The sequence below is a fragment of the Candidatus Micropelagos thuwalensis genome, assembly GCF_000469155.1.
In the GTDB taxonomy this organism is placed as follows: domain Bacteria; phylum Pseudomonadota; class Alphaproteobacteria; order RS24; family RS24; genus Micropelagius; species Micropelagius thuwalensis.
This window is the reverse complement of record NZ_AWXE01000001.1, coordinates 519,034-539,788: the sequence shown is the minus strand read 5'-3', so window position 1 is coordinate 539,788 and position 20,755 is coordinate 519,034. Positions and strand designations below refer to the sequence as shown.

19 protein-coding genes are annotated in these 20,755 nt (G+C 41.4%); 17 read left to right on the top strand and 2 right to left on the bottom strand.

The features are described from left to right. The first annotated feature begins 190 nt into the window (after positions 1 to 190). The 12 genes from RS24_RS02620 (at position 191) to RS24_RS02560 (ending at position 13,371) form a co-directional block, all read left to right on the top strand. Positions 191 to 1,429, top strand: coding sequence for a Ppx/GppA phosphatase family protein (locus tag RS24_RS02620; RefSeq protein WP_021776629.1), 1,239 nt, complete (start codon positions 191 to 193; stop codon positions 1,427 to 1,429). Continuing rightward, positions 1,429 to 2,115 carry an RlmE family RNA methyltransferase gene (locus RS24_RS02615; RefSeq protein ID WP_021776628.1) on the top strand — a complete coding sequence of 229 codons (687 nt, stop codon included), beginning with the start codon at positions 1,429 to 1,431 and terminating at the stop codon, positions 2,113 to 2,115. Before RS24_RS02620 ends, RS24_RS02615 begins: the two co-directional genes overlap by 1 nt. A 162-nt stretch (positions 2,116 to 2,277) precedes the next feature. After that, complete coding sequence (gene guaB / locus RS24_RS02610) at positions 2,278 to 3,759, top strand: IMP dehydrogenase (protein ID WP_021776627.1); 1,482 nt, start codon at positions 2,278 to 2,280, stop codon at positions 3,757 to 3,759. A 33-nt stretch (positions 3,760 to 3,792) separates the two neighbouring features. Beyond that, positions 3,793 to 4,299, top strand: coding sequence for a tetratricopeptide repeat protein (locus tag RS24_RS02605; protein WP_021776626.1), 507 nt, complete (start codon positions 3,793 to 3,795; stop codon positions 4,297 to 4,299). Continuing rightward, a complete protein-coding gene (guaA, locus tag RS24_RS02600) occupies positions 4,300 to 5,844 on the top strand; it encodes a glutamine-hydrolyzing GMP synthase (protein ID WP_021776625.1) in 1,545 nt (514 codons plus the stop codon). It begins immediately after the preceding gene. Then, the gene (locus tag RS24_RS02595) at positions 5,844 to 6,323 is read left to right on the top strand and encodes a hypothetical protein (protein ID WP_051295571.1); all 480 of its coding nucleotides are present in this window, start codon (positions 5,844 to 5,846) and stop codon (positions 6,321 to 6,323) included. The genes guaA and RS24_RS02595 overlap by 1 nt, the downstream gene beginning before the upstream one ends. Positions 6,324 to 7,145: 822 nt before the next feature. Continuing rightward, positions 7,146 to 7,532, top strand: coding sequence for a DUF805 domain-containing protein (locus tag RS24_RS02585; protein ID WP_081696232.1), 387 nt, complete (start codon positions 7,146 to 7,148; stop codon positions 7,530 to 7,532). A gap of 84 nt (positions 7,533 to 7,616) precedes the next feature. Continuing rightward, positions 7,617 to 9,440 (top strand): signal peptide peptidase SppA, encoded by a 1,824-nt coding sequence (sppA, locus tag RS24_RS02580; RefSeq protein WP_021776621.1) that lies wholly within the window; start codon positions 7,617 to 7,619, stop codon positions 9,438 to 9,440. Between the two features lie 44 nt (positions 9,441 to 9,484). Beyond that, positions 9,485 to 9,967 carry a DUF2141 domain-containing protein gene (locus RS24_RS09650; protein ID WP_021776620.1) on the top strand — a complete coding sequence of 161 codons (483 nt, stop codon included), beginning with the start codon at positions 9,485 to 9,487 and terminating at the stop codon, positions 9,965 to 9,967. A 41-nt stretch (positions 9,968 to 10,008) separates the two neighbouring features. Beyond that, positions 10,009 to 11,211: a serine hydrolase domain-containing protein gene (locus RS24_RS02570; RefSeq protein WP_021776619.1), complete on the top strand. Its 1,203-nt coding sequence runs from the start codon at positions 10,009 to 10,011 to the stop codon at positions 11,209 to 11,211. Between the two features lie 134 nt (positions 11,212 to 11,345). Further along, positions 11,346 to 11,831 carry a DoxX family protein gene (locus tag RS24_RS02565; protein ID WP_021776618.1) on the top strand — a complete coding sequence of 162 codons (486 nt, stop codon included), beginning with the start codon at positions 11,346 to 11,348 and terminating at the stop codon, positions 11,829 to 11,831. A 127-nt stretch (positions 11,832 to 11,958) separates the two neighbouring features. Further along, positions 11,959 to 13,371 carry an FAD-dependent oxidoreductase gene (locus RS24_RS02560; protein ID WP_021776617.1) on the top strand — a complete coding sequence of 471 codons (1,413 nt, stop codon included), beginning with the start codon at positions 11,959 to 11,961 and terminating at the stop codon, positions 13,369 to 13,371. A gap of 110 nt (positions 13,372 to 13,481) precedes the next feature. On the opposite strand, the gene RS24_RS02555 is transcribed toward RS24_RS02560, so the two are convergent. Next, a complete protein-coding gene (locus tag RS24_RS02555) occupies positions 13,482 to 14,009 on the bottom strand; it encodes a carboxymuconolactone decarboxylase family protein (protein WP_021776616.1) in 528 nt (175 codons plus the stop codon). Positions 14,010 to 14,166: 157 nt separating this feature from the next. Here RS24_RS02555 and RS24_RS02550 point away from each other — a divergent pair, with 157 nt between their 5' ends. Beyond that, positions 14,167 to 15,684, top strand: coding sequence for an FAD-dependent oxidoreductase (locus RS24_RS02550; protein ID WP_021776615.1), 1,518 nt, complete (start codon positions 14,167 to 14,169; stop codon positions 15,682 to 15,684). On the opposite strand, the gene RS24_RS02545 is transcribed toward RS24_RS02550, so the two are convergent. Further along, positions 15,665 to 16,234, bottom strand: coding sequence for a nuclear transport factor 2 family protein (locus RS24_RS02545; protein WP_021776614.1), 570 nt, complete (start codon positions 16,232 to 16,234; stop codon positions 15,665 to 15,667). The genes RS24_RS02550 and RS24_RS02545 overlap by 20 nt on opposite strands. A 166-nt stretch (positions 16,235 to 16,400) precedes the next feature. Here RS24_RS02545 and panB point away from each other — a divergent pair, with 166 nt between their 5' ends. The 4 genes from panB to der are packed head-to-tail and all read left to right on the top strand — an operon-like array spanning position 16,401 to position 20,717. Beyond that, entirely contained in the window at positions 16,401 to 17,234 is an 834-nt protein-coding gene (gene panB / locus RS24_RS02540) for a 3-methyl-2-oxobutanoate hydroxymethyltransferase (protein WP_021776613.1), read from the top strand. A 39-nt stretch (positions 17,235 to 17,273) separates the two neighbouring features. Further along, positions 17,274 to 17,939 (top strand): tetratricopeptide repeat protein, encoded by a 666-nt coding sequence (locus tag RS24_RS02535; RefSeq protein ID WP_021776612.1) that lies wholly within the window; start codon positions 17,274 to 17,276, stop codon positions 17,937 to 17,939. 10 nt (positions 17,940 to 17,949) lie between these two features. Then, positions 17,950 to 19,290, top strand: a complete 1,341-nt coding sequence (locus RS24_RS02530) for a PQQ-like beta-propeller repeat protein (protein ID WP_021776611.1) — start codon at positions 17,950 to 17,952, stop codon at positions 19,288 to 19,290. Positions 19,291 to 19,322: 32 nt separating this feature from the next. Next, positions 19,323 to 20,717, top strand: coding sequence for a ribosome biogenesis GTPase Der (gene der / locus RS24_RS02525; RefSeq protein WP_021776610.1), 1,395 nt, complete (start codon positions 19,323 to 19,325; stop codon positions 20,715 to 20,717). Positions 20,718 to 20,755 lie beyond the last annotated feature (38 nt).

Sequence of the window (20,755 nt, the reverse complement as noted above, 5' to 3'; positions counted from 1 at the left end):
ACGGATGTTCTTTGCAAAAGGTTCACTGAATAAAATACATTTTATTTATTTTTAAGCAACTAAAAGGTTTTTTCGATAAATTCTGCAAAATTGGCAAATTGCGCTACCCAAATTTGGCTTTTCATGTCTATTATCTGAGTAACGATTCAGTTCGATCCACTTGAGTGGCTAATAATTACGGAAAGCTATTATGGCTGAAAAAGACGCCCAAAATGGGTATGTTAGTTCGACTATACCGGCAAATATATCGCCTGACAGCGATGTACGCCCGCAAATGCATACTGATGATAAGCTTGATACAGGTGTTAATCTAGAGATTGACAGTTATTTAAGGGTTAAATCAGGTGATAATCAAAGTAGCGGGCAAGAGCAAACTTCGTCCGAAAAAAACAAATACCCTCATAAATCCCGTAAAAACCCCCACAAATCTAAGTCTCGAGAAACCTATGCTGCGATTGACCTTGGCACAAATAATTGCCGATTGTTAATCGTCGAGCCACAAGGAAATAGTTTTAAGGTCATCGACTCTTTTTCGCGTATTGTGCGTCTGGGTGAGGGGTTGGAAAGCTCCAACAATTTGTCCGCCGACGCCATGCAACGCACGATTGACGCTTTACGTGTATGTGCAACGAAAATTCGTCGTCATCGTGTTCGATGGATGCGTTGCGTCGCCACAGAAGCTTGCCGTAGAGCAGAAAATGGCCAGGCCTTTATTAATCAGATAGAAAAATCGACACGTTTGCGCTTTGAAATTATCGACGGTAAAGACGAAGCGGAACTTGCTGCGATTGGATGTGGCGCTCTCTTCGACAGGCAATTTCCACATGCTATCGTGTTTGATATTGGTGGAGGGAGTACAGAAATAACGTGTTTATCTTTGAAAAAAGGACGATATGAACTTCAGGATATGATTTCCCTACCATTGGGCGTGGTTCGTCTATCTGAAAAATATGATGGCAAAAATATGTCGCAGGAGATTTATACACAAATCAGAGATGAAGCTGAGAAAACAATACGCGCTTTTGCTGAGAAACAGACATTCCATGCCGATAATTTGAACGACATTCAACTTATCGGGACATCCGGCACAGTCACCACGCTTGCTGCCATTCACAAGGGAATAAAAAAATACAACCGCAATATTGTTGATGGTACGGTTATGAAGCGTGAAGAAGTTGTTGCCGTTATTCAATCCTTAATGAACATGTCCCATGAAGAACGGCAGAATAATAACTGTATTGGTAAGGAAAGAGCCGATTTGGTGCTTTCAGGGTGTGCCGTGCTAGAGGCGATTATCAGAGCTTGGCCTCTGGAAAATCTTAAAATCGCTGATAGAGGAATCCGCGAGGGTATTCTTCTCAGACTGATAAGGAAAACCCGTAGACGCCAAAAAATGCGGCGTGCAAGAAAAGCCAGAGGAGCGTCATAATGCCAAAATCTGGACGTGACGGACGGCTTAGAACAAAAGTTAAAACAGCAAAAGGGCGCAAAATCTCTTCTACGCGCTGGCTTGAGCGACAGCTAAATGATCCCTATGTCGCGCAGGCTCAGAAGGAAGGCTATCGTTCACGGGCGGCATATAAACTTATTGAGATTAACGATAAATACAAACTTTTAAAGCCCGGACAATGTGTTGTTGACCTGGGATGCGCGCCGGGCGGCTGGACGCAAGTAGCCGTAAAAAGAACGAAGTCGGATAGAAATTCTGGCGCTTATGTTATTGGCATTGACATTCAGGACGTTGATATGCTTGCCGGTGCTGAGATTTTAAAAATGGATTTTATGGATGATGCTGCCCCGGAAGAGATTTGTAATTTAGCCGGTCGTGCACCTGATCTCGTTTTGTCAGATATGGCAGCGGCTGTGACAGGGCATAAAAAGACAGATCATTTACGCACTATTGCGCTGGCAGAAGCAGCAGCTTATTTTGCCATTGAAAATCTTGCTCCTGATGGTGCGTTTTGCGCTAAGGTCTTTCAGGGCGGAACAGAAGCAGATTTATTATCTGAATTGAAGAAAAACTTCACGCGCGTTATCCATGTAAAACCCAAAGCCAGCCGTAAGGAATCATCTGAGCTCTATGTAATTGCGCTTGGGTTTAAACCCAGTGCTTAATAGGTTTCTCATTTTTTCGATGCTTTGATGCCGTTGTTTTTATTGATTAAAAAAATTAATTGAAAAAGTCTGATATTTTTTAGACCTTAGTCATGTTTGGTGTTAAGAACACTTGCCAAGCAACAGTGACGATTTAAATATGGTCATAACCGGATATTGGCAATGAGCAAAAACATAGAAACCTTTCAAGAAGCCCTCACATTTGATGATGTTTTGCTCCGCCCTGCGGCTTCTAACATCCTGCCTTCTCAGGCCGACACAACCACAAAACTGACAAAAACTATAACGCTGGGTATTCCTTTGCTATCTGCTGCTATGGATACGGTAACGGAGTCTCAACTTGCTATTGCGATGGCTCAAGCCGGGGGGCTTGGTGTTTTGCATCGTAATATGACACCTGCTGAACAAGCCGCTGAAGTTCGCAAGGTAAAGAAATTTGAGTCCGGCATGGTCGTTAACCCTGTTACGATTTCTAAGGATGATAAACTTTCCGATGCCCTCGACTTGATGGCGGAACATAAAATTTCCGGTATTCCCGTAACGGAAGCGTCGGGCAGGCTTGTTGGCATTCTCACTAACAGAGATGTTCGTTTTGCCAGTGAACCTAACAAGCCCGTCTCTGAATATATGACAAAAGAAAATCTGGTAACTGTCCGCGAAGCAGTAAGCCATGAAGAGGCGAAGAAACTGCTTCATTATCATCGTATCGAAAAACTTTTGGTCGTTGATGATGATTATAAATGCGTCGGCTTGATTACTGTTAAAGATATGGAAAAAGCGCGTCTGCACCCAAATGCAGCGAAAGACCCGCAGGGCAGATTGCGCGTTGCTGCCGCCAGCACAGTTGGTGATGAGGGTTATGAGCGTGCTGAAATTTTAATTGATGCTGAAACGGATTTGATTGTGGTCGATACCGCGCATGGTCATTCCGTGCGTGTAGCTGAAATGGTGACACGGATTAAGAAAAACTATCCCGACGTTCAGGTGCTAGCCGGTAATGTGGCGACAGGAGAGGGGACACAATCTCTGATTGATGCCGGTGCTGACGCAGTTAAGGTTGGTATTGGGCCAGGGTCAATTTGTACAACGCGAGTGGTCGCCGGTGTGGGGGTTCCTCAGTTGACGGCGATTATTGATGCAGTCAGTGTCGCTGAGAAAGCAGGTATCGGTATTATAGCTGACGGCGGGATTAAATATTCAGGTGATATGGCAAAGGCAATCGCAGCTGGCGCCTCATCAGTGATGATTGGATCTTTATTGGCTGGGACGACGGAAGCACCTGGAGAGGTTTTCCTTTATCAAGGGCGGTCATATAAATCTTATCGCGGCATGGGTTCTGTTGGTGCGATGGCACGCGGATCAGCCGATAGATATTTTCAGCAAGATATTGCCGATACTATGAAGCTCGTGCCTGAGGGCATAGAAGGTCAAATTCCCTTTAAGGGTATGGCTGGGGATGTCATACACCAGCTGGTTGGTGGTCTTCGTGCCGCCATGGGGTATACGGGCGCAGCAAATATAGAGAGTTTCCAGAGAGATACGAGCTTTGTGAAAATGTCTTCAGCGAGTTTACGTGAAAGTCACGTTCATGATGTGGTAATTACACGTGAAGCACCAAATTACAAAGGGTCTGGGCAAGGTTAGGTAAGGCTTGAGTTTTTCAGGAGTAATTGAGGCATGATGAAACGATTTTTGATTTTACCTGTGACGGCTTTATTCTTCTTGGGCATATTTTTGGTGTCTCAACCCCTCACGGCCGCTACCTCTGATATGGAAATGCTGTCTAAAAAGCTTTACCTTGAGGCTGATTTAGCTTTCAAAAATAAAGAGCTTGATAAAGCCGATAATCTTCTCACGCAATCATTGCTTGCCAATCCTGCCAATGCTGATGCTTTTTTCCTCAAAGGACACTTATCAAGTTTGAATGAGGATCCTGCAGAGGGGTTACGACTTATCTCGCGTGGTTTGAACATCAACCCAAAGGATTTGAAGGCTCTTCTTTGGGCAGGTGAGGCAGCGGTATCGTTGGAAGATTTTGAAGAGGCTGATATTCACCTAAAACGTCTTGAGAAACTGTGCGGTGACTGTGCCGAACAACAAACGCTTTTATTAAAGATTGAAGATGCCTCAACTCAAGATCAAGATGAGGCTGAAAAAAATAAACCCGAACAGTCGGAAGAATAAATGGATCGCATTCTGATAGTTGATTTTGGCAGTCAGGTAACTCAGCTTATTGCCCGACGAGTCAGAGAAAGCGGTGTCTATTGTGAAATTGTTCCTTTCCAGAGTGCCTCGGAAAAATTTACAGAAATTGATCCAAAGGCCGTTATTTTATCAGGCGGCCCTAATAGCGTTGCTGATCTGGATACGCCGCGTGCCCCAGATGAAATTTTAAGTTCCGGCAAACCGTTACTCGGTATTTGTTATGGTCAACAAACTCTATGTGCCCAGCTTGGTGGGCGTGTTGAAACGTCTGATGAACGTGAGTTTGGTCGTTCTATGCTATCTTTATCAAAAGCCAGCCCTCTCTTTGAAGGTATCGCAAGTCCGGGTTCTGACATTCAAGTCTGGATGAGCCATGGCGATCGCGTTATGTCGCTCCCTGAAAAATTCGAAGTGATTGGCACATCCGAGAACGCACCTTTTGCTGCTATTGCAAATGAAACGGACAAAATCTATGGGGTTCAATTCCATCCCGAAGTGGTGCATACGCCTGATGGCGCTAAAATGTTACGGAATTTTACTCATCATATCGCTGGATGTGATGGAAAATGGTCAATGGCAGCTTTCAAGAAAAAGGCTATTGATCAGGTGCGTGCACAAGTTGGCGAGGGGCGGGTAATTTGCGGTCTCTCCGGCGGGGTGGATAGTTCTGTTGTTGCCGTATTGCTCCATGAGGCGATTGGGGAGCAACTAACCTGTGTCTATGTTGATACTGGCATGATGCGTGCAGGCGAAAGTGAGCAGGTGGTTAGCTTGTTCCGTGACCATTACAACATCAAGCTTGTTCATAAAGATGCCTCTGATTTGTTTTTATCCAAACTCGATGGTGTCTCTGATCCCGAGCAAAAGCGTAAGATTATTGGTGCAACTTTTATTGATGTTTTTGAAGCTGAGGCAGAAGCTATTGGTGGCGCTGATTTTCTGGCACAAGGCACGCTTTATCCCGATGTTATCGAAAGTGTGTCTTTCACTGGCGGCCCGAGTGTGACGATTAAGAGCCATCATAATGTTGGTGGCTTGCCTGAGCGCATGAATATTAAGTTGGTTGAGCCGGTGCGTGAGCTGTTTAAAGATGAAGTGCGTGACTTAGGGCGTGAGCTAGGTTTGCCAGATGCTTTTGTCGGGCGGCATCCATTTCCCGGCCCTGGTCTGGCTATTCGTCTTCCCGGTGAAATTACGTCAGAGAAATTGGATATTCTAAGAAAAGCCGATGTCGTTTATCTCGATGAGATACGCAAGCAAGGCCTTTATGATGAGATATGGCAAGCATTCGCAGTCTTGTTACCAGTGCGAACTGTAGGTGTTATGGGTGATAGCCGGACTTATGATTATGTATGTGCGCTTCGTGCTGTGACTTCTACCGATGGTATGACAGCGGATTATTATCCTTTCACACATGAATTTCTTAGTCGTGTTTCAACGCGTATTATTAATGAAGTACGCGGCATTAACCGCGTTGTGTATGACGTGACATCTAAGCCACCTGGAACAATTGAGTGGGAGTAATGATGCGTACGCTAAAAATCAGCACCTATTTAGCAGCAGATTTAGAGACGGTTAAGAGTTATTTAATGACGCCAGCGCTACTCAATTATTTGGTGGCTGGTTTAATGAAATTCCATCCTATCGAACCAAATTTCTTTCCGTCAAAATGGGTTGAGGGTAAGTTCTCTGTAAAAATGTTCGCATTTCATTTTTTACCCATCGGAAAACAAATTGTAGGTATAGAATTTCCACAAAAATTCGATCATTGGGTTCTCAGAGATAATGGAAGTGGTTCTATAGCAAAAACTTGGGATCATCTAATTTTTTTAGAATCGAAGGGAGGCGGAACTCGATATACAGATGAGGTTTCTATCGATGCTGGTCTTTTCACATTACCAATCTATATCTACGCATTCATTTTTTACTCCTATAGACAAATGAGATGGCGGAAACTAGTAAATCTCAATTTTAGGCCTCTGAATGATCAACTAATCGAGTAGATGTTGCGGGGAAATGGTGGAAAACTGAAAGAGAGTAGCCAATCCTTTCAGTTAAGTTCCTATAGCGTAACTTTTTTAGAAAGAAATATTTGGAGTAGGGCATTAGCACTTGTAAAGTTTACAAGTCTAAAAGTGCTAAAATACTGATTACATTAGGAATTTGAGGGAGTTACAAAAGCAGAAATGAAGAACGAAACTTGTAAACTACTTGTAAACTCAGTTTTGCCCCTCGCAAACCCTTGCTACATAAGGCTTTGTAAAAGTGTAACTATTGAGTGGGAGTGATTAAAAATTCAATAAAATCAATAATTTAAATTATAAAGGCAATATCATATGTACTGTTTGAAAGTAGATATACCGGAAGATATATGCAAAATAGACGACGAACTGAAAGCAATATATCATAGCAGTGATACAGTTTGCATATGGGTTTTTAAGACAAGAGATGATAGAAATAATTTTATGGATGAAACCAAAGGAATGATTAAAGCCGATAGAGAAAACCATTATTATATGAACTATGCTTAGGTTCTTTCAAAGTAGTTTCAAAGTATTAAAAAATTCAATAAATTCAATAAAATCAATATATTATAGTAATAATATTATTGAGTGGGAATAACCGAGATTGCTGAAGCCTACGTTTGCTGACTTTTGAAGTTACAAACTATTATTTGTCACTATGTAACCCTCATTAACAAAGGGTTTTTTCATAATTCCTCGCAAGAGTGGGGATAAGGTGATTAATAAATAATTTTTAAATCAAGTGTATTTAAGGAAATTTAGTTGAACAAATTTTTTCAAGGATTTGCATACTCAACACTAGTGGGTTTTAAAAATACATTCAATTTCTCCGGCAAATCGAATAGGGGAGATTTTTGGTTCTTCTTTCTTTTTTTTCTCATAGCTTATTTATGTGTATGGATTTTGGACGAGTTGTTTTTCGACGTCACTGTCGACCTTAATGACTTGCCCCTAATGACCTTTATGCCACTTGGGTACATTGACCCCGAAGTGGGTTTAATAGTTTTGCTGTTTCGGCCTGTAATGGTCGTACCATCAATGTCTGCAACTATCAGAAGATTGCACGATGTTGGAAAAAGCGGATGGTGGAGTATTTTATGGATTTTTCCACTGCCGATATTGGGTTGGTTTTGGTTGGTACCTTTACTTTTGCGACCAACCAAGGACTCGGCAAGAGCGGTTGAGTAGGATTAGTCCGTTCAAATATTCAAGATTAAATTTTATGAAGTTAGTTAGTTAGATAGGTATTGGTTATTTTTTTGGAGAGTGCTTTTGAAGTTTATTAAATCCTTTTTTTCTTGGATCGGACTATTTTTGGAAAAGGCAAGGTTTTTCATCTTAAACCTCGGTACAGCCTTCATTTTGATCTTATTTATTCTCATAATTATCAACGTGCTAATTTCCAAGCCTGAAGTAAAAGACTCTATCGGCAGTGTGTTAATAATTGATCCTAAGGGTAGTGTGGTTGATCAAGAGGTGTTTAATAAATATTTTTTATTTAATGCCAGAGACGCTTCAGCTGAACAAATTCAAACAAGAGATCTTATACAATTAATAAGATCGGCAGCAGCAGATGACGACATTCCTGCTGTACTGATTGATTTCTCATCTACGAGTTTTGCTGGCCCAACCACAGCAATCAATATTGCAAAAGAATTAAAAGCTCTTCGAGAGTCTGGTAAAAGAGTTATTGCTTTTAATGATCATTTATCTACAGCTTCTTATTTAATGGCATCACAGGCTTCAGAGTTATGGGTTCATCCTGTTGGAAGCGTCAGCGTTCGAGGTCTTGGTGGATTAAACGCGTATCAAAGAGAACTATATAAAAATCTAAAAGTTAATTTTCACAATTATTCTCAAGGAGAATTTAAGTCTGCGCTTGAGCCAAATACAAGGTCAAACATGTCAGAAAATGAAAGAAACCAGAGACAGGCATTGTTAAATCCAATATGGAATGAAATGAAATCTCTTATGGCAGACGGGCGCAGCATTGAGGCCAGCGTGATACAATCTTTTGCGGACAATTTCGTTGGATTTATTGGTGAAGCTGCATTAGGGAATATTGATTATGCCAAAACGAATAATATCATCGATGGCACAAAATCATTTCCAGAATTTCGTCAGTATATGATTGATGAATTTGGTCTAGACGAAGAGGCTGAGATCGATACTTACAAATCTATTTCCTATAAGGATTATGAAAAGCATATAAATAGAAAAGATATCTACAGTGATAATCAAATATCTGTAATTACCGCTGAAGGTGCCATTATGGAAGGCGAAGTTTCTAGAGGTGTGGCGGGTGCAAACGAGCTTATAAGGCAAATCAGGTCTGCATATGAAGAAAACAATACAAAAGCAATAATTCTGAGGGTTAATAGCCCAGGTGGGTCTATTATTGCCAGTGAAATGATAAGAGATGAGCTACTAGCTGCAAAAAAAAAGGACATCAACATAATTGTATCTATGGGCGATTACGCTGCATCTGGGGGGGTTTATATTTCAACTCCAGCCGATTACATTTTTGCTGAACCGACAACCATTACTGGCTCTATAGGCGTAGCATTTGCTATCCCAACATTTGAAAAAGTAATTGATTTTATTGGTGTTAACTTTGATGGCGTTGTTACATCTAAACATGGTGGCTGGAATTTGGCTCAAGCTATTGATGATGATTTGGATAAAATCTTTGTGAGTTGGGGGGCAGATGCCTACCGCCGATTTATTCATTTTGTATCTGAGTCAAGATCTCAATCACCTAAAGATATTGAAAAAATTGCAAATGGCAGGGTCTGGATTGGAACAAATGCTAATGCAATAGGTTTGGTAGATGAAATCGGAGGAATTGAAGAGGCTATCAAATATGCGGCAAACATGAATGCACTAAAAGACTATCAAGTTAAGTATTATGGAGATGAACTTACTTACGGAGAAAAAATAATCAAAAAATTACAAAAAAATAGTGAAATTTCACAAAGGGTGCCCAGTGTTCTGTCTGCTCTTGATGGTTTAGTAGGACTCTTAGAAACATTTATAAGTATCAAAGAACCAAAAGCTTTATTTACTTGTATGGATTGCTTGGTTGAACTCGATTAATTGATAACTATCGAGAAGGTTATAAAAGAATTTATAAGGTAATTATGAAAAACTCTCACTATATTAATGGATTGCTGTTTCGGACAAAACTTTTTGTTTTATCTATATTATTAACAACCTCAAATTCTTTTTCTGCGGAGACGAACTTAAAAATAAATATTTTAAACTTAGACAAACCAGGAGTGTTATATCTAAGCGTTTGTCAAGATAAGGAAAGTTTTGAAAGGACAGTTAAAGAGACTGAAGAAAAAAATTGTATTCGTGCCTCACAGGAAATGAGTCCTCAAAATTCTCAAACAACAATGAAGTTGCCCTTTGGCGAACATGCAATAAGTCTGTTTGTTGATTTTAACGGAAATAAAAAAATAGATAAAAATTTTTTAGGGATTCCAAAAGAGCCATATGGGTTTTCTAATAATGTTATTGGTAAAATGTCTGCACCAAAATTTGATCAGGCTAAATTTAAGATCTTAGGGCCTACCTCGCAAAATATAAAACTTAGGATTGGTATTCCTAAGCAAGATTAAAAAAATATACCTAATGATTTTATTATTATCATGAGGAAAAAATGCGGTTAGCAACAATATTATTAATATCATTTTTCATTAACTACAAAGCGTTAGCTGAAACGTATTTTCCTGGCGACACCTGGGAAACAAGAACTGCTGATGATGTCAATCTTAGCAATAAACAAATTGATAAGCTGTTTAGATTAACTTTTAACGACCATGCAACTATGGGTGCTGTTCTAATTAAAGATGGTTACATTGTGAAAGAGCAATATGCGAATGGATTTGATAAAAATTCATTTGGCACTTCATGGTCTACAGCGAAAAGTTTCTATGCAGCATTAATTGGTATTTCAATTGATAGAGGTGAAATTTATAGTCTTGATGACCCTGTCAGCAAGTATGTTGAGGAATTCGATAAACCAGAAAAGAAAGATATTTCTATACGGCAAATTCTTAACATGACAAGTGGCCTTGAATTTCCAAGTCATGAACATGAAAAGATGTTTTTTGAGAAAGATCACATGAAATATGCACTTAATATTGATTTAGAGAGTAAACCCGGAGCAAAATTTGAATACAACAATGTCAACTCGATGTTGATAGGTGAGATTTTAAGGAATGCGACTGGCAAAACAGCAAAAACTCTTATTAAAGAAAGAATATTTAGCAAGATTGGTTTGGATAACTTTACTGCATGGGAGGATAGCGCTGGAAATACTCTTACTTATTGTTGCTTAGACATGTCTGCCAGAGATTACTCAAGATTTGGATTATTGTTTTCAAGGGACGGTAATTGGGATGGAAACAATGTGATTTCTAAAGATTATGTTAATGAAACACTTAAACCATATTGGGGAAGCACACCTAGTATGGGGTGGGTACATAGTGACACTAGAGGCTATAGCTTACAATGGTGGATTTCAAAATATGATGAACAAGCTAAGATTTATAATACTAGCGGCAAATTTGGACAGTTTATTTTCATAGATAAAGACAGAGATATTATTTTTACACGTATAACAAAATACTATCCAACTAAAGGAGATGTTCAAAACTTTGGACCTCTTAAATTTTTGAAATTTTTGGGTAGTGTTGATGCTGCCATCGGTTTAGCAAGGTTTCTTAATAATATAGGTTTAATAAATTTTTCGGGGGGGGATATTCAAACTCCGGTTACCCTTGAAGAGGGTGAGTCAAATGAGTTTTACGAGCAATATATCGAAATTGTAAATACCTTAGCTACACTTCAAGCGAATTAAACTTTGAAAACTTTATTTATTAAATATGGACCAAGTTTCTCAAGTAACCGTTGGAGATGCGTTTGCACAGTCCTCTGCGTCAAAGAATAATATCAATTTTTACACCAGTAACTAAATAGTATGGTGATTAACCGATGTTCACTCCTTTACTAATTCTTTTAATTTTAGTTTTTCCATTATTTGTTGCTTATTCTTATTCCAGCTTTAATGGATATCCTATAAATATTAAAAAATATTCTTGTTGGGGTTTAGGCTTTAACTTTCTGTTCTTTTCTCTAGGACATTTTGTATTAACTGACGGAATGATCGAAATGTTACCTATGTGGGTTCCTTTGAAAACCTTATTAATTTATTTTACAGGATTAATAGAGTTATTTGTTGGACTTATGCTTTTTATCGCTAGATTTCAGACATTTGCAGCAAAATTGGGAATTTTGATTTTTATTATTTTTTTTCCAGCAAACGTTTATGCAGCAATCAACGGAATAGGTCTTGGCGGGCATCAATGGGGACCAATATATCTTTTGATAAGAGCACCTTTACAAGTTCTTCTGATAGCTTGGGCATATTTTTTATGTTTAAAAGATATTAAATTCAATAATATAAATTTGAGTGATTAGACCCTATCCAAAGACCCTTAAAACAATCTACTTAGATAAATTATCAAACATAATAATTTTTTTTGACAAAGATGATCATCTAATTTTTAGTTCTAGTAATCAATAATTCCTGATTTAAGGTGTTTATATGGAAAACATTTGGGACGTTATCTGTATAGGTGCGGGTTCTGCGGGGCTGCCTTTAGCAATTCAAGTTGCTAAAAGAAATGGTAAGATTCTTCATATTGAAGCTGATAATAGAATTGGCGGAACTTTACATTGGTCAACTGGACAAGTGGCAGCTGCTCAAACAAAGCTACAGAAAAGGATGGGAATTCAAGACTCTCCTGATGAGCATTATGAAGATGCGCAAAGAATTGGTAAGGGAAAAATAGACCCAACAATTTTGAGACTATTTGTTGATAATGCCGCAGCAACTTTAGATTGGTTAGAAGATTTAGGTTTTTGTCCTGCACCTAATATGCCTGTTGCTGGAGAAAATCATGAGGCATACAGAACAAGAAGATACCTTTGGGGTGAAAAAGGCGGAATATCTTTTTTAGAGATACTTAAACCAATTTATGAAAAATTTTTAAATGAAGGAAAAATTACTTTAAAGACACAGACAAAATTTACGGAATTAATTTTAAATAATTCTGGTGAGGTAACCGGTGTAAAAGTAATTAATAAAGATGGTAGCCAAGAAAATTTTTCGTCAAAAAATATTGTACTGACTACTGGTGGGTATGCATCAAATAAGGATGAATGGGAACTAAATACCCCTCAATATCCTTTTTATTCTCATTGTAACCCCTTTTCTCAGGGGGATGGTTTGAGGGCTGCAAGATCAATTGGGGCGGATACAGGTGGGGGTGAAAATTTCTTATGCACATTTTCGGGCTGGCTTGAGCGACCTCAAGATCCACTTTCAATTGAATTTTTGATGTTGTCACCAAAAGACAGAAATATTTGGGAAATTTTTGTAGATTCTAATGGTAAGCGTTTTATGCAGGAAGACCATCCTAGTATTGAATATCGTGAACATGCACTAATGAAGCAACCTGAAATGAGAATGAATATTATTTTTGATGATAAGATTATTCAAAATGCTACGCCAATTTCATTATTAGATTTTGATAAATATAAAAGTAAGTTTGGTAATCATGACAATTTTGTGAAGGCAGATACTATTGAACAGCTAGCTGAAAAAATTAATGTGCCATTCGGTAATTTATTGAAAACAATTGAAAATTATAATCATGCAGTAGAAAATCAAATTGATCATGAGTGGAATAAGTTTTTTCTTATACGAAAAATAGAAACCCCACCATTCTATGCAATCAAAAGTAATGGCTTTACAATTGTCAGTCCTGAAGGATTAAAGGTAAATGATCAACTAAATGTAATAAATAAAGAAGGAAAATGTATTAAAAATTTATACGCTGCAGGAGAAATTTTAGGATTTGGTAATACATCAGGCCATGGTTTTGTGGGAGGAATGTCGCTTACACCTGCAATGACCTTTGGCAAGATTTTAGGTGAAAATATTCTTAAATGGTAAATATAAAAAGGCGGGAGTAAACCTTTTACATATACGATTTCAATACTTGTGATCCAGCAATTATTTTTTTTGCTCGATAACTAAACAGAAATAAATTTTGTATTGTAGGCTCATGACTGGGGTGTTACCTCGCAACCTGAGTCGAGGCCTAGCACGTGGGTCATACGCCCCAATCCCATCCACATAGCAACGCAATAGGTTAAATCCGTCAATTCCGCTTCTGAGAATTCGGTACGCATCTCATTCCAGAAGGCATCATCGGCTGACAGTTTTTGAGGGTCTGTTCCCATAAGCTTGGCATATTGTATGGCGAGTTCTTCTTGTCGAGAGAGTCCGGTATAATCATCATCTAGTAGGGCCAAATAAAATTCTTCATCAGGTGCATCACCATTTTTGTCGACACCATTCTCTATGCCGAACTGGCTGACATCTCTTGCAGCACGCCAGTTCATGCATATTTTGCAGCCATTAATCATTGCTGTAACAATTCGGGCAGCCTCAAATGTTCTTAATGGTAGCTTGCTATTTGAATAAACGGCTTTAGCAAATGCTCCGCCTGCTTTGGCGATTTCAGGAATATAAACAGCACCCGGATCAAACTCGGTTGCCGTCGTTGTATCTGGTAAAGAAATTCTCATAAGCACCTCCACTATCACCTAAAAATCTAAACAAAAAACCTATTCTCGCCAAGTTATTCTTACCTCTTCTCTGGGCTATATTCGTTTTGGCTTGCCAAGATTTGGCCTTTTGGTTGAATATGGTCTCCAATATTGAGGGATATTGAAGGGAGATAACATGTCAAATAACGAAGAAAATAACAGGTTTACTATCCAGTCTTTCAAAAGCGTTGAATGCTTTGACGTTTCAGCAGATGTGCTTGTTTGCGGTTTTGGTGGTGCAGGCGGTAGTGCTGCTCTTGAAGCGGCTTTAGCTGGTGCTGAAGTGGTACTATTTGAGCGCGCAAGTGGTTCAGGTGGCTCAACAGGTATGTCGAGTTGTGAAATGTATCTGGGCGGCTCCGGCGGTACAGCCTTACAAAAAGAACTGGGTTATGAGGACAGTACTGAAAATATGATTTCATATCTTGAGATGGCGCTTGAGGAGCGCGGTGACCCAGAGAAAATCAGAACCTATGTAGAAGGGGCTGCGGACCATTATGATTGGGCTGTCAGTCTCGGTGTGACTTATAAACCTGCTGTGATGCTCGAACGTGACGTCGTGCCGTTAACGGATGAGTCATTACTGTTTACAGGTAACGAGCGCACCGAAATTTTTAAGCGCAAAGCTGACCCAGTCCCGCGCGGACATGTACCTTCTCATGAAGGTGATTTTGGTGGGCGAATTTTTATGGATGCCCTTACAGATGCTGTAGAAAAGGCTGGGGTCGATATTCATTATGACAGCCGGGTCATAAGATTGCTGGTAAAAGCGGATGGCCGTGTTGCTGGTGTTGTCGCGCGCGAGGATAATAAAGAGGTTTTTTATGAGGCGCGGCGCGGCGTCGTATTGGCTTCAGGCGGTTTTATTATGAATAAGGAGATGACGGCAAAATATATTCCTGAAATTCATAGCTGGGCGACACCTTATGGCAATCCGTTTGATATGGGCGACGGCATTCGCCTGGGGATGGCTGCGGGCGGTTCGGTGATAAATATGGATCAGGCTTTCTTGTCCTTTCCGCTTTACCCGCCAGCCAAGCTGACCAATGGCATTATGGTCAATTTACAAGGCGACAGATTTGTTAACGAAGATGCCTATCTTGCCCGGCTTGGGCATTATTCAAGCTTGCAGGATGAACAGCGCACTTATCTTCTCGTCGATCAGGATGATTATGATCACCCGATGTACATTGAACGTCTTGATGTTGTGGCTGTGGGTGACACAATTGAAGAAATTGAACGCGAGTCTGGTCTTTTCCCCGATGGGGCATTGCAAGAAACCGTTGCCTTTTACAATAAATTTGCTGAGACGTCCCAAGATCCAAAATTTCATAAATCCCCAGAATGGATAAAGCCGCTCAAAGCTAAACCTTTTGCTTTGCTGGATTTGTCATTTGAAAATCAGACTGCGGTTATAATGCCGGGTACAACAGGACCTTTGACTTTTTCACTTGGCGGGCTGGATACCTTGCCAAGCGGGGAGGTCATTAGTGTTTCAGGTTCAGTCATCCCTGGCCTATATGCCGCTGGACGCGTAACAGCCGGTTTGCCGCGCACGTCAAAAGGGTATGCCAGCGGCATGTCTGTGGGGGACGCAACATTCTTCGGGCGGCTTGCAGGTAAAAGTGCTGCGGCTAACGCGGGCCAGGTTTAAACAGTTTTAACAGCTTGTAGGACGGGTCTGATGTTCCTGGACATCCAATATGCACACCGTCAATCATAGGGTGATCAAGTGCTACATCCGAGGGGTCACTCACATAAACCCAATCAGCGTCAATGCATCGGCTGGAAAACTTCCAGACACCTTCACGCTTTTCGTAAATATCAAAGTACCGCCCGCCGATTAAGACATCATGTCCGTTCGGGTCATCTTCTGGCTGAACCTTGTGAAACGCAATGATATAAGTCTCGCCTTCGGCATAATTAGGGTTTTCAGGATCAAAAAAGATATTATGGGTCGTTACATTGTGATGAAGGATTGCCATTGCTTTTTGAATTTCAGGGAGCATATCAATGAATTCCATCGCTGGGCCCTTGAAGAAATTGCCATGATCGTCAAAGGCATCCTCGTGATATAATGACCGCATGAGTTCATGGTCATGTCTGTCGGCTGCACGACAGTATATTTGTACAAGTTCTCTAATAGCTTCTTTATCTAGAAGCTTTTGAAGTTCGTTCTGCGCATCTAATGGTGTTTTCGACATAAAGTTCTCCTTTTTTGGTAATAACTTTATTAACCACACTCATAAACTACAACATGAAAACTTAATAAAAACATACTGTGATATATTTGCTCAAATCATTTTTTTGGGTTAATTTCCGCACAATATTGGGTTTATGAGTATAACCCTCCAGGCAAAGGAGACGGATATGTCCGTTCAAAAGGTTCAGAAACGCTTTACGGTCCCCAGTCTCACCTCACGTAAGGCTGCCGGGGGAGACCCTATCGTTTGTCTGACATCTTATCATGCCCATACAGCCCGCTTGATTGACCCCTATGTTGACCTCCTGCTCGTTGGCGATAGCCTTGGTATGGTGATGTATGGCATGGAAAGTACGCTTGGTGTCACTCTGGATATGATGATCGCCCACGGTGCGGCAGTTGTGCGCGGCTCAGAACGTGCATTAGTTGTAGTAGATATGCCTTTTGGAACTTATGAAGAAAGCCCCGAAGTGGCTTTTAGAAATGCTGCTCGCATTATCAAGGAAACTGGCTGTCAGGCAGTTAAGCTTGAAGGTGGGCAATCAATGGCGGCTACCATTGCCTACATGCATGAACGCGGTATTCCCGTAATGGCACATATCGGCCTGACACCTCAAAGTGTCAATGTGATGGGTGGATTTAAAACTCAAGGCCGTACACATGAAGAATGGGCAGAACTGGAGGCAGATGCAGCCGCGGTTGCAAAGGCAGGGGCATTTAGTGTTGTTCTCGAAGGCATGGCGGCCCCCTTGGCTGATAAAATTACTGCCGAATTGACCATTCCGACTATCGGTATTGGGGCCTCCTCACAATGCGATGGTCAAATATTGGTGACCGAAGATATGCTGGGTTTGTCGCCAGAAGTGCCGCGTTTTGTGAGAGAATTTGCGACATTGGGGGCACAGATTGCCGGTGCGGCGGAAGCCTATGCGCGTGAAGTGCGTGCAAGAACTTTTCCAGCAGAACAACATACCTATGGTATGAAGAGAAAAGTTGATTAATCTAACGTCCTTGCGACATCACAATTTCTGGAGTGACCTGTGAGTGAATTATTTGATGAAATAGAAGCTGAACTTCGCAGCGATCGCCTAAAGGCATTTTGGGATAGATATGGTTCTACCATTATTATTGCACTCGTAGCGATCGTTGTCCTTGTTGCTGGAACGAATATTTATAGCTCTTACAGAACTTCGCAAAATATTAAAGCTTCAGAAAGATATGAAGCACTTATCATGCAAATTGGTGATGCCAATCAGGAGACCAGTATCCAGCTAATTTCGGATTTTATTCAGGTTGAAAATAACGGATATGGAAAAATCGCCGCTTTTCATAAAGCGCGTCTCCTTCATCAATCAGGTGATACCGATGCCGCAGTTAATGCTTATGATATTTTATCCGATGACGGCTCCTTACCTTCGTCTTTGAATGCGCTTGCTGAACTGAGTGCGGCTTCTCTGTTGGTCGGATCTATTGAAGCATCCGAGCTGGATGCGCGTTTACAAGATCTGTTGTCCCCCGATAATGCCTTTCGTCATTCGGCACGTGAATTGGCCGGTCTGGCTTATTTCCTATCTGAGGAATATCTGACAGCGCGTGAGATATATGATATGGCACTTGCCGATAGCGAGTTGCCCGAGTCTCTCAGGGCGCGTATCATCATCATGCGAAGTCTTGTTGTTGATGAATTGCTGAATAATAAAACTTGAAAGTAACTTTATGCACCATCTGAAAACCAACCCGCTTAAACTGCTTATCGTTGGCATGATTACGACATTCATGGTGAGCGCTTGTTCGGATGATAGTCGTGAGGAAGCTAAGAAAAAACTCAAAGGTGACCGTATTTCCGTGCTCAGTTATGAGCGTAGCCTGCGCGCTGATCCACGTTTGTCAGGTGTGCCGATTGTACTTCCCCAACCATATGAAAATGATAGTTGGCATCAGCCCGGTGCCTTTGCTGACAATGTTGCTCATCATTTAATGATTAATGATGAGACACGGAAAAAATTCTCTGTCTCATTTGTGAGCGGCAGTACGAAAGATTTGAAAATGACTGCGACGCCTGTCATTGCCGAGGATATGATTTTCGGCCTTGGTGCGGATATGCGCCTGACAGCGGCAAATGCGCATACTGGTAAAAAAATTTGGACGATAAAAGTCTATCAAAAGGGCGCGGAAACAGAAGACGGCTTTGGCGGCGGTATCTCTTACTGGGGAGGGCAGATTTTCGTGGCCACTGGCTTTGGAACACTTCTTTCGGTTGACGCTAAAACAGGCCGAATAAACTGGCGTGAGACAAGCGCAATACCTTTTAAAACATCCCCCACAGTAGATGACGGTAAGGTTTTCGTTGTCAGCCATGATAACCAGCTTCAGGTATTTTCCACTGATGACGGGCGTCGTATCTGGACGCATTTGGCGATTGTTGAACCCGCCACTATTCTCTCCTCACCAAGCCCTGCCGTTTCTGGCGATATTGTGGTGACTGGATTTAGCTCTGGTGAAGTTGTCTCTTTGCGTGTGGCGAATGGCACAGTTAACTGGGAAGATATGCTTTCCCGTGCGGGACAGTTAACACCTTTATCAGATTTAAATCCGATTGTCGGGCGTCCAGTCATTGACCGCGACAGGGTGTTTGCCGCTAGTCATGGTGGGCGCATGGTCTCAATTGATTTGCGTACTGGCGAGCGTGTCTGGATGGCAGAGGTTAAATCCATAGAGACACCATGGGTGGCGGGAGATAATTTGTTTCTTGTGACGACAGATGCCAAAGTGATTTGCCTGTCCAGAGGGCAGGGGCGTATTCGCTGGATCACGCAATTACAAGATTATGAGGATGATGATAACAAGGATGATCCTGTATCTTGGTCAGGGCCTGTTCTTGCTGGCGATAGGTTACTTCTGGCATCCTCCCTTGGAGATTTGGTTTCCATCTCGCCCTATACAGGTGAGATAGTAAGCCTTTCAGATGTTGGCGATCCGGTATCCATTTCACCGATAGTTGCGAATAAGACAGTTTATGTTTTGACCGATAAAGGTAGGCTGATTGCTTATCGCTAACAGGTCGCTTTTTTAAGTCAGGGAAGAAACTGATGAGCTTTACGCTTGCTATAGTCGGGCGTCCGAATGTCGGTAAATCAACGCTTTTCAATCGTTTAACGGGTAAAAAACTTGCCCTTGTGGATGATCGCCCCGGTGTAACACGCGACCGGCGGGAGGGTGAGGCGCGTTTGGGGGAATTGCGTTTCACTGTTATTGATACTGCGGGACTTGAAGATGCAAAGACCGGCACACTTGAAGCTCGCATGCGTCAACAAACCGAAATTGCCATAACGCAAGCAGATATGGTGCTGATGCTTGTAGATGCCCGAACTGGGCTTCTTCCCGAAGACAGATATTTTGCTGACCTTATTCGGAAATCCCCGCATGAGGTTGTGCTGGCAGCAAATAAATATGAGGGTGATAAAGCTGAGGCAGGGTTTTTAGAGGCCTATGAGCTAGGTTTTGGTGAACCAATCGGCTTGTCTGCTGAACATGGGCATGGAATTGGTGAACTTTATGATCGTGTTAAAGCAGCTATGGGTTCTGAAGCTGATCTTTTTGAGGAAGAAGAGGACGACGAAGCTTTTGATCCGGATACCCCTTTTGAGGTTGATCCGGATGTTCCATTGCGGGTTGCAATTCTAGGTCGTCCAAATGCCGGTAAGTCTACCTTAACCAATCATATGCTGGGCGAAGAGCGCATGTTGACAGGTCCAGAAGCGGGTATTACGCGAGATGCGATTGGCATTGACTGGCAGTGGCAAGAAGGTGACCAGAAAAGACCCATAAAGTTATGGGATACTGCGGGTATTCGCAGGAAATCTCGTGTATCTGAAAAGCTTGAGAAACTCTCCGTCGCCGATGCTTTACGTGCTGTTAAATTTGCTGAAATTGTTGTTTTGCTGATTGATGCTGATACCCCATTTGACAAACAGGATGTACAACTTGCTGATCTGGTTGAGCGCGAAGGGCGTGCCATGGTTATTGCCATTAACAAATGGGATCTCAAGCTGGATAGAAATAAAGTACGAGAAATTATTCGTGACAAGCTGGAATTCGCTTTACCTCGTCTGCGCGGAATTCCTGTTATCACGATGTCTGCGAAAACCGGAAAGGGTGTTGAGAGGCTCATGCCAGCTGTCATTCGACAGCACGAAATCTGGAATGGGCGTGTCCCGACAGCTCGATTAAATAAATGGCTAGCGGATGCCATTACTCGCCACGCGCCACCGGCTGATAAAGGCCGCCCTGTTCGTTTGCGATATGTCACTCAAGCAAAAGCTAGACCACCAACATTCGCGGCTTTTTCAGGTCGCGGCCATGCAGTTCCTGAAAGTTATATAAGGTATTTGATTAATTCTTTGCGTGAAACATTTGATTTGCAGGGCGTGCCAATCCGGTTTTTCATTCGTAAGGGTAAAAATCCTTATGATGATAAGTCCTAAATAAAATATACCTCTATATTTTCAAGTAAACACGCAAC

Excerpts from the sequence above, each read along its gene's own strand:
- RS24_RS02620 (WP_021776629.1), top strand. The coding sequence starts at position 191 with ATGGCTGAAAAAGACGCCCAAAATGGGTATGTTAGTTCGACTATACCG.
- RS24_RS02615 (WP_021776628.1), top strand. The coding sequence starts at position 1,429 with ATGCCAAAATCTGGACGTGACGGACGGCTTAGAACAAAAGTTAAAACA.
- guaB (WP_021776627.1), top strand. The coding sequence starts at position 2,278 with ATGAGCAAAAACATAGAAACCTTTCAAGAAGCCCTCACATTTGATGAT.
- RS24_RS02605 (WP_021776626.1), top strand. The coding sequence starts at position 3,793 with ATGATGAAACGATTTTTGATTTTACCTGTGACGGCTTTATTCTTCTTG.
- guaA (WP_021776625.1), top strand. The coding sequence starts at position 4,300 with ATGGATCGCATTCTGATAGTTGATTTTGGCAGTCAGGTAACTCAGCTT.
- RS24_RS02595 (WP_051295571.1), top strand. The coding sequence starts at position 5,844 with ATGATGCGTACGCTAAAAATCAGCACCTATTTAGCAGCAGATTTAGAG.
- RS24_RS09650 (WP_021776620.1), top strand. The coding sequence starts at position 9,485 with ATGAAAAACTCTCACTATATTAATGGATTGCTGTTTCGGACAAAACTT.
- RS24_RS02570 (WP_021776619.1), top strand. The coding sequence starts at position 10,009 with ATGCGGTTAGCAACAATATTATTAATATCATTTTTCATTAACTACAAA.
- RS24_RS02565 (WP_021776618.1), top strand. The coding sequence starts at position 11,346 with ATGTTCACTCCTTTACTAATTCTTTTAATTTTAGTTTTTCCATTATTT.
- RS24_RS02560 (WP_021776617.1), top strand. The coding sequence starts at position 11,959 with ATGGAAAACATTTGGGACGTTATCTGTATAGGTGCGGGTTCTGCGGGG.
- RS24_RS02555 (WP_021776616.1), bottom strand. The coding sequence starts at position 14,009 with ATGAGAATTTCTTTACCAGATACAACGACGGCAACCGAGTTTGATCCG.
- RS24_RS02550 (WP_021776615.1), top strand. The coding sequence starts at position 14,167 with ATGTCAAATAACGAAGAAAATAACAGGTTTACTATCCAGTCTTTCAAA.
- RS24_RS02545 (WP_021776614.1), bottom strand. The coding sequence starts at position 16,234 with ATGTCGAAAACACCATTAGATGCGCAGAACGAACTTCAAAAGCTTCTA.
- panB (WP_021776613.1), top strand. The coding sequence starts at position 16,401 with ATGTCCGTTCAAAAGGTTCAGAAACGCTTTACGGTCCCCAGTCTCACC.
- RS24_RS02530 (WP_021776611.1), top strand. The coding sequence starts at position 17,950 with ATGCACCATCTGAAAACCAACCCGCTTAAACTGCTTATCGTTGGCATG.
- der (WP_021776610.1), top strand. The coding sequence starts at position 19,323 with ATGAGCTTTACGCTTGCTATAGTCGGGCGTCCGAATGTCGGTAAATCA.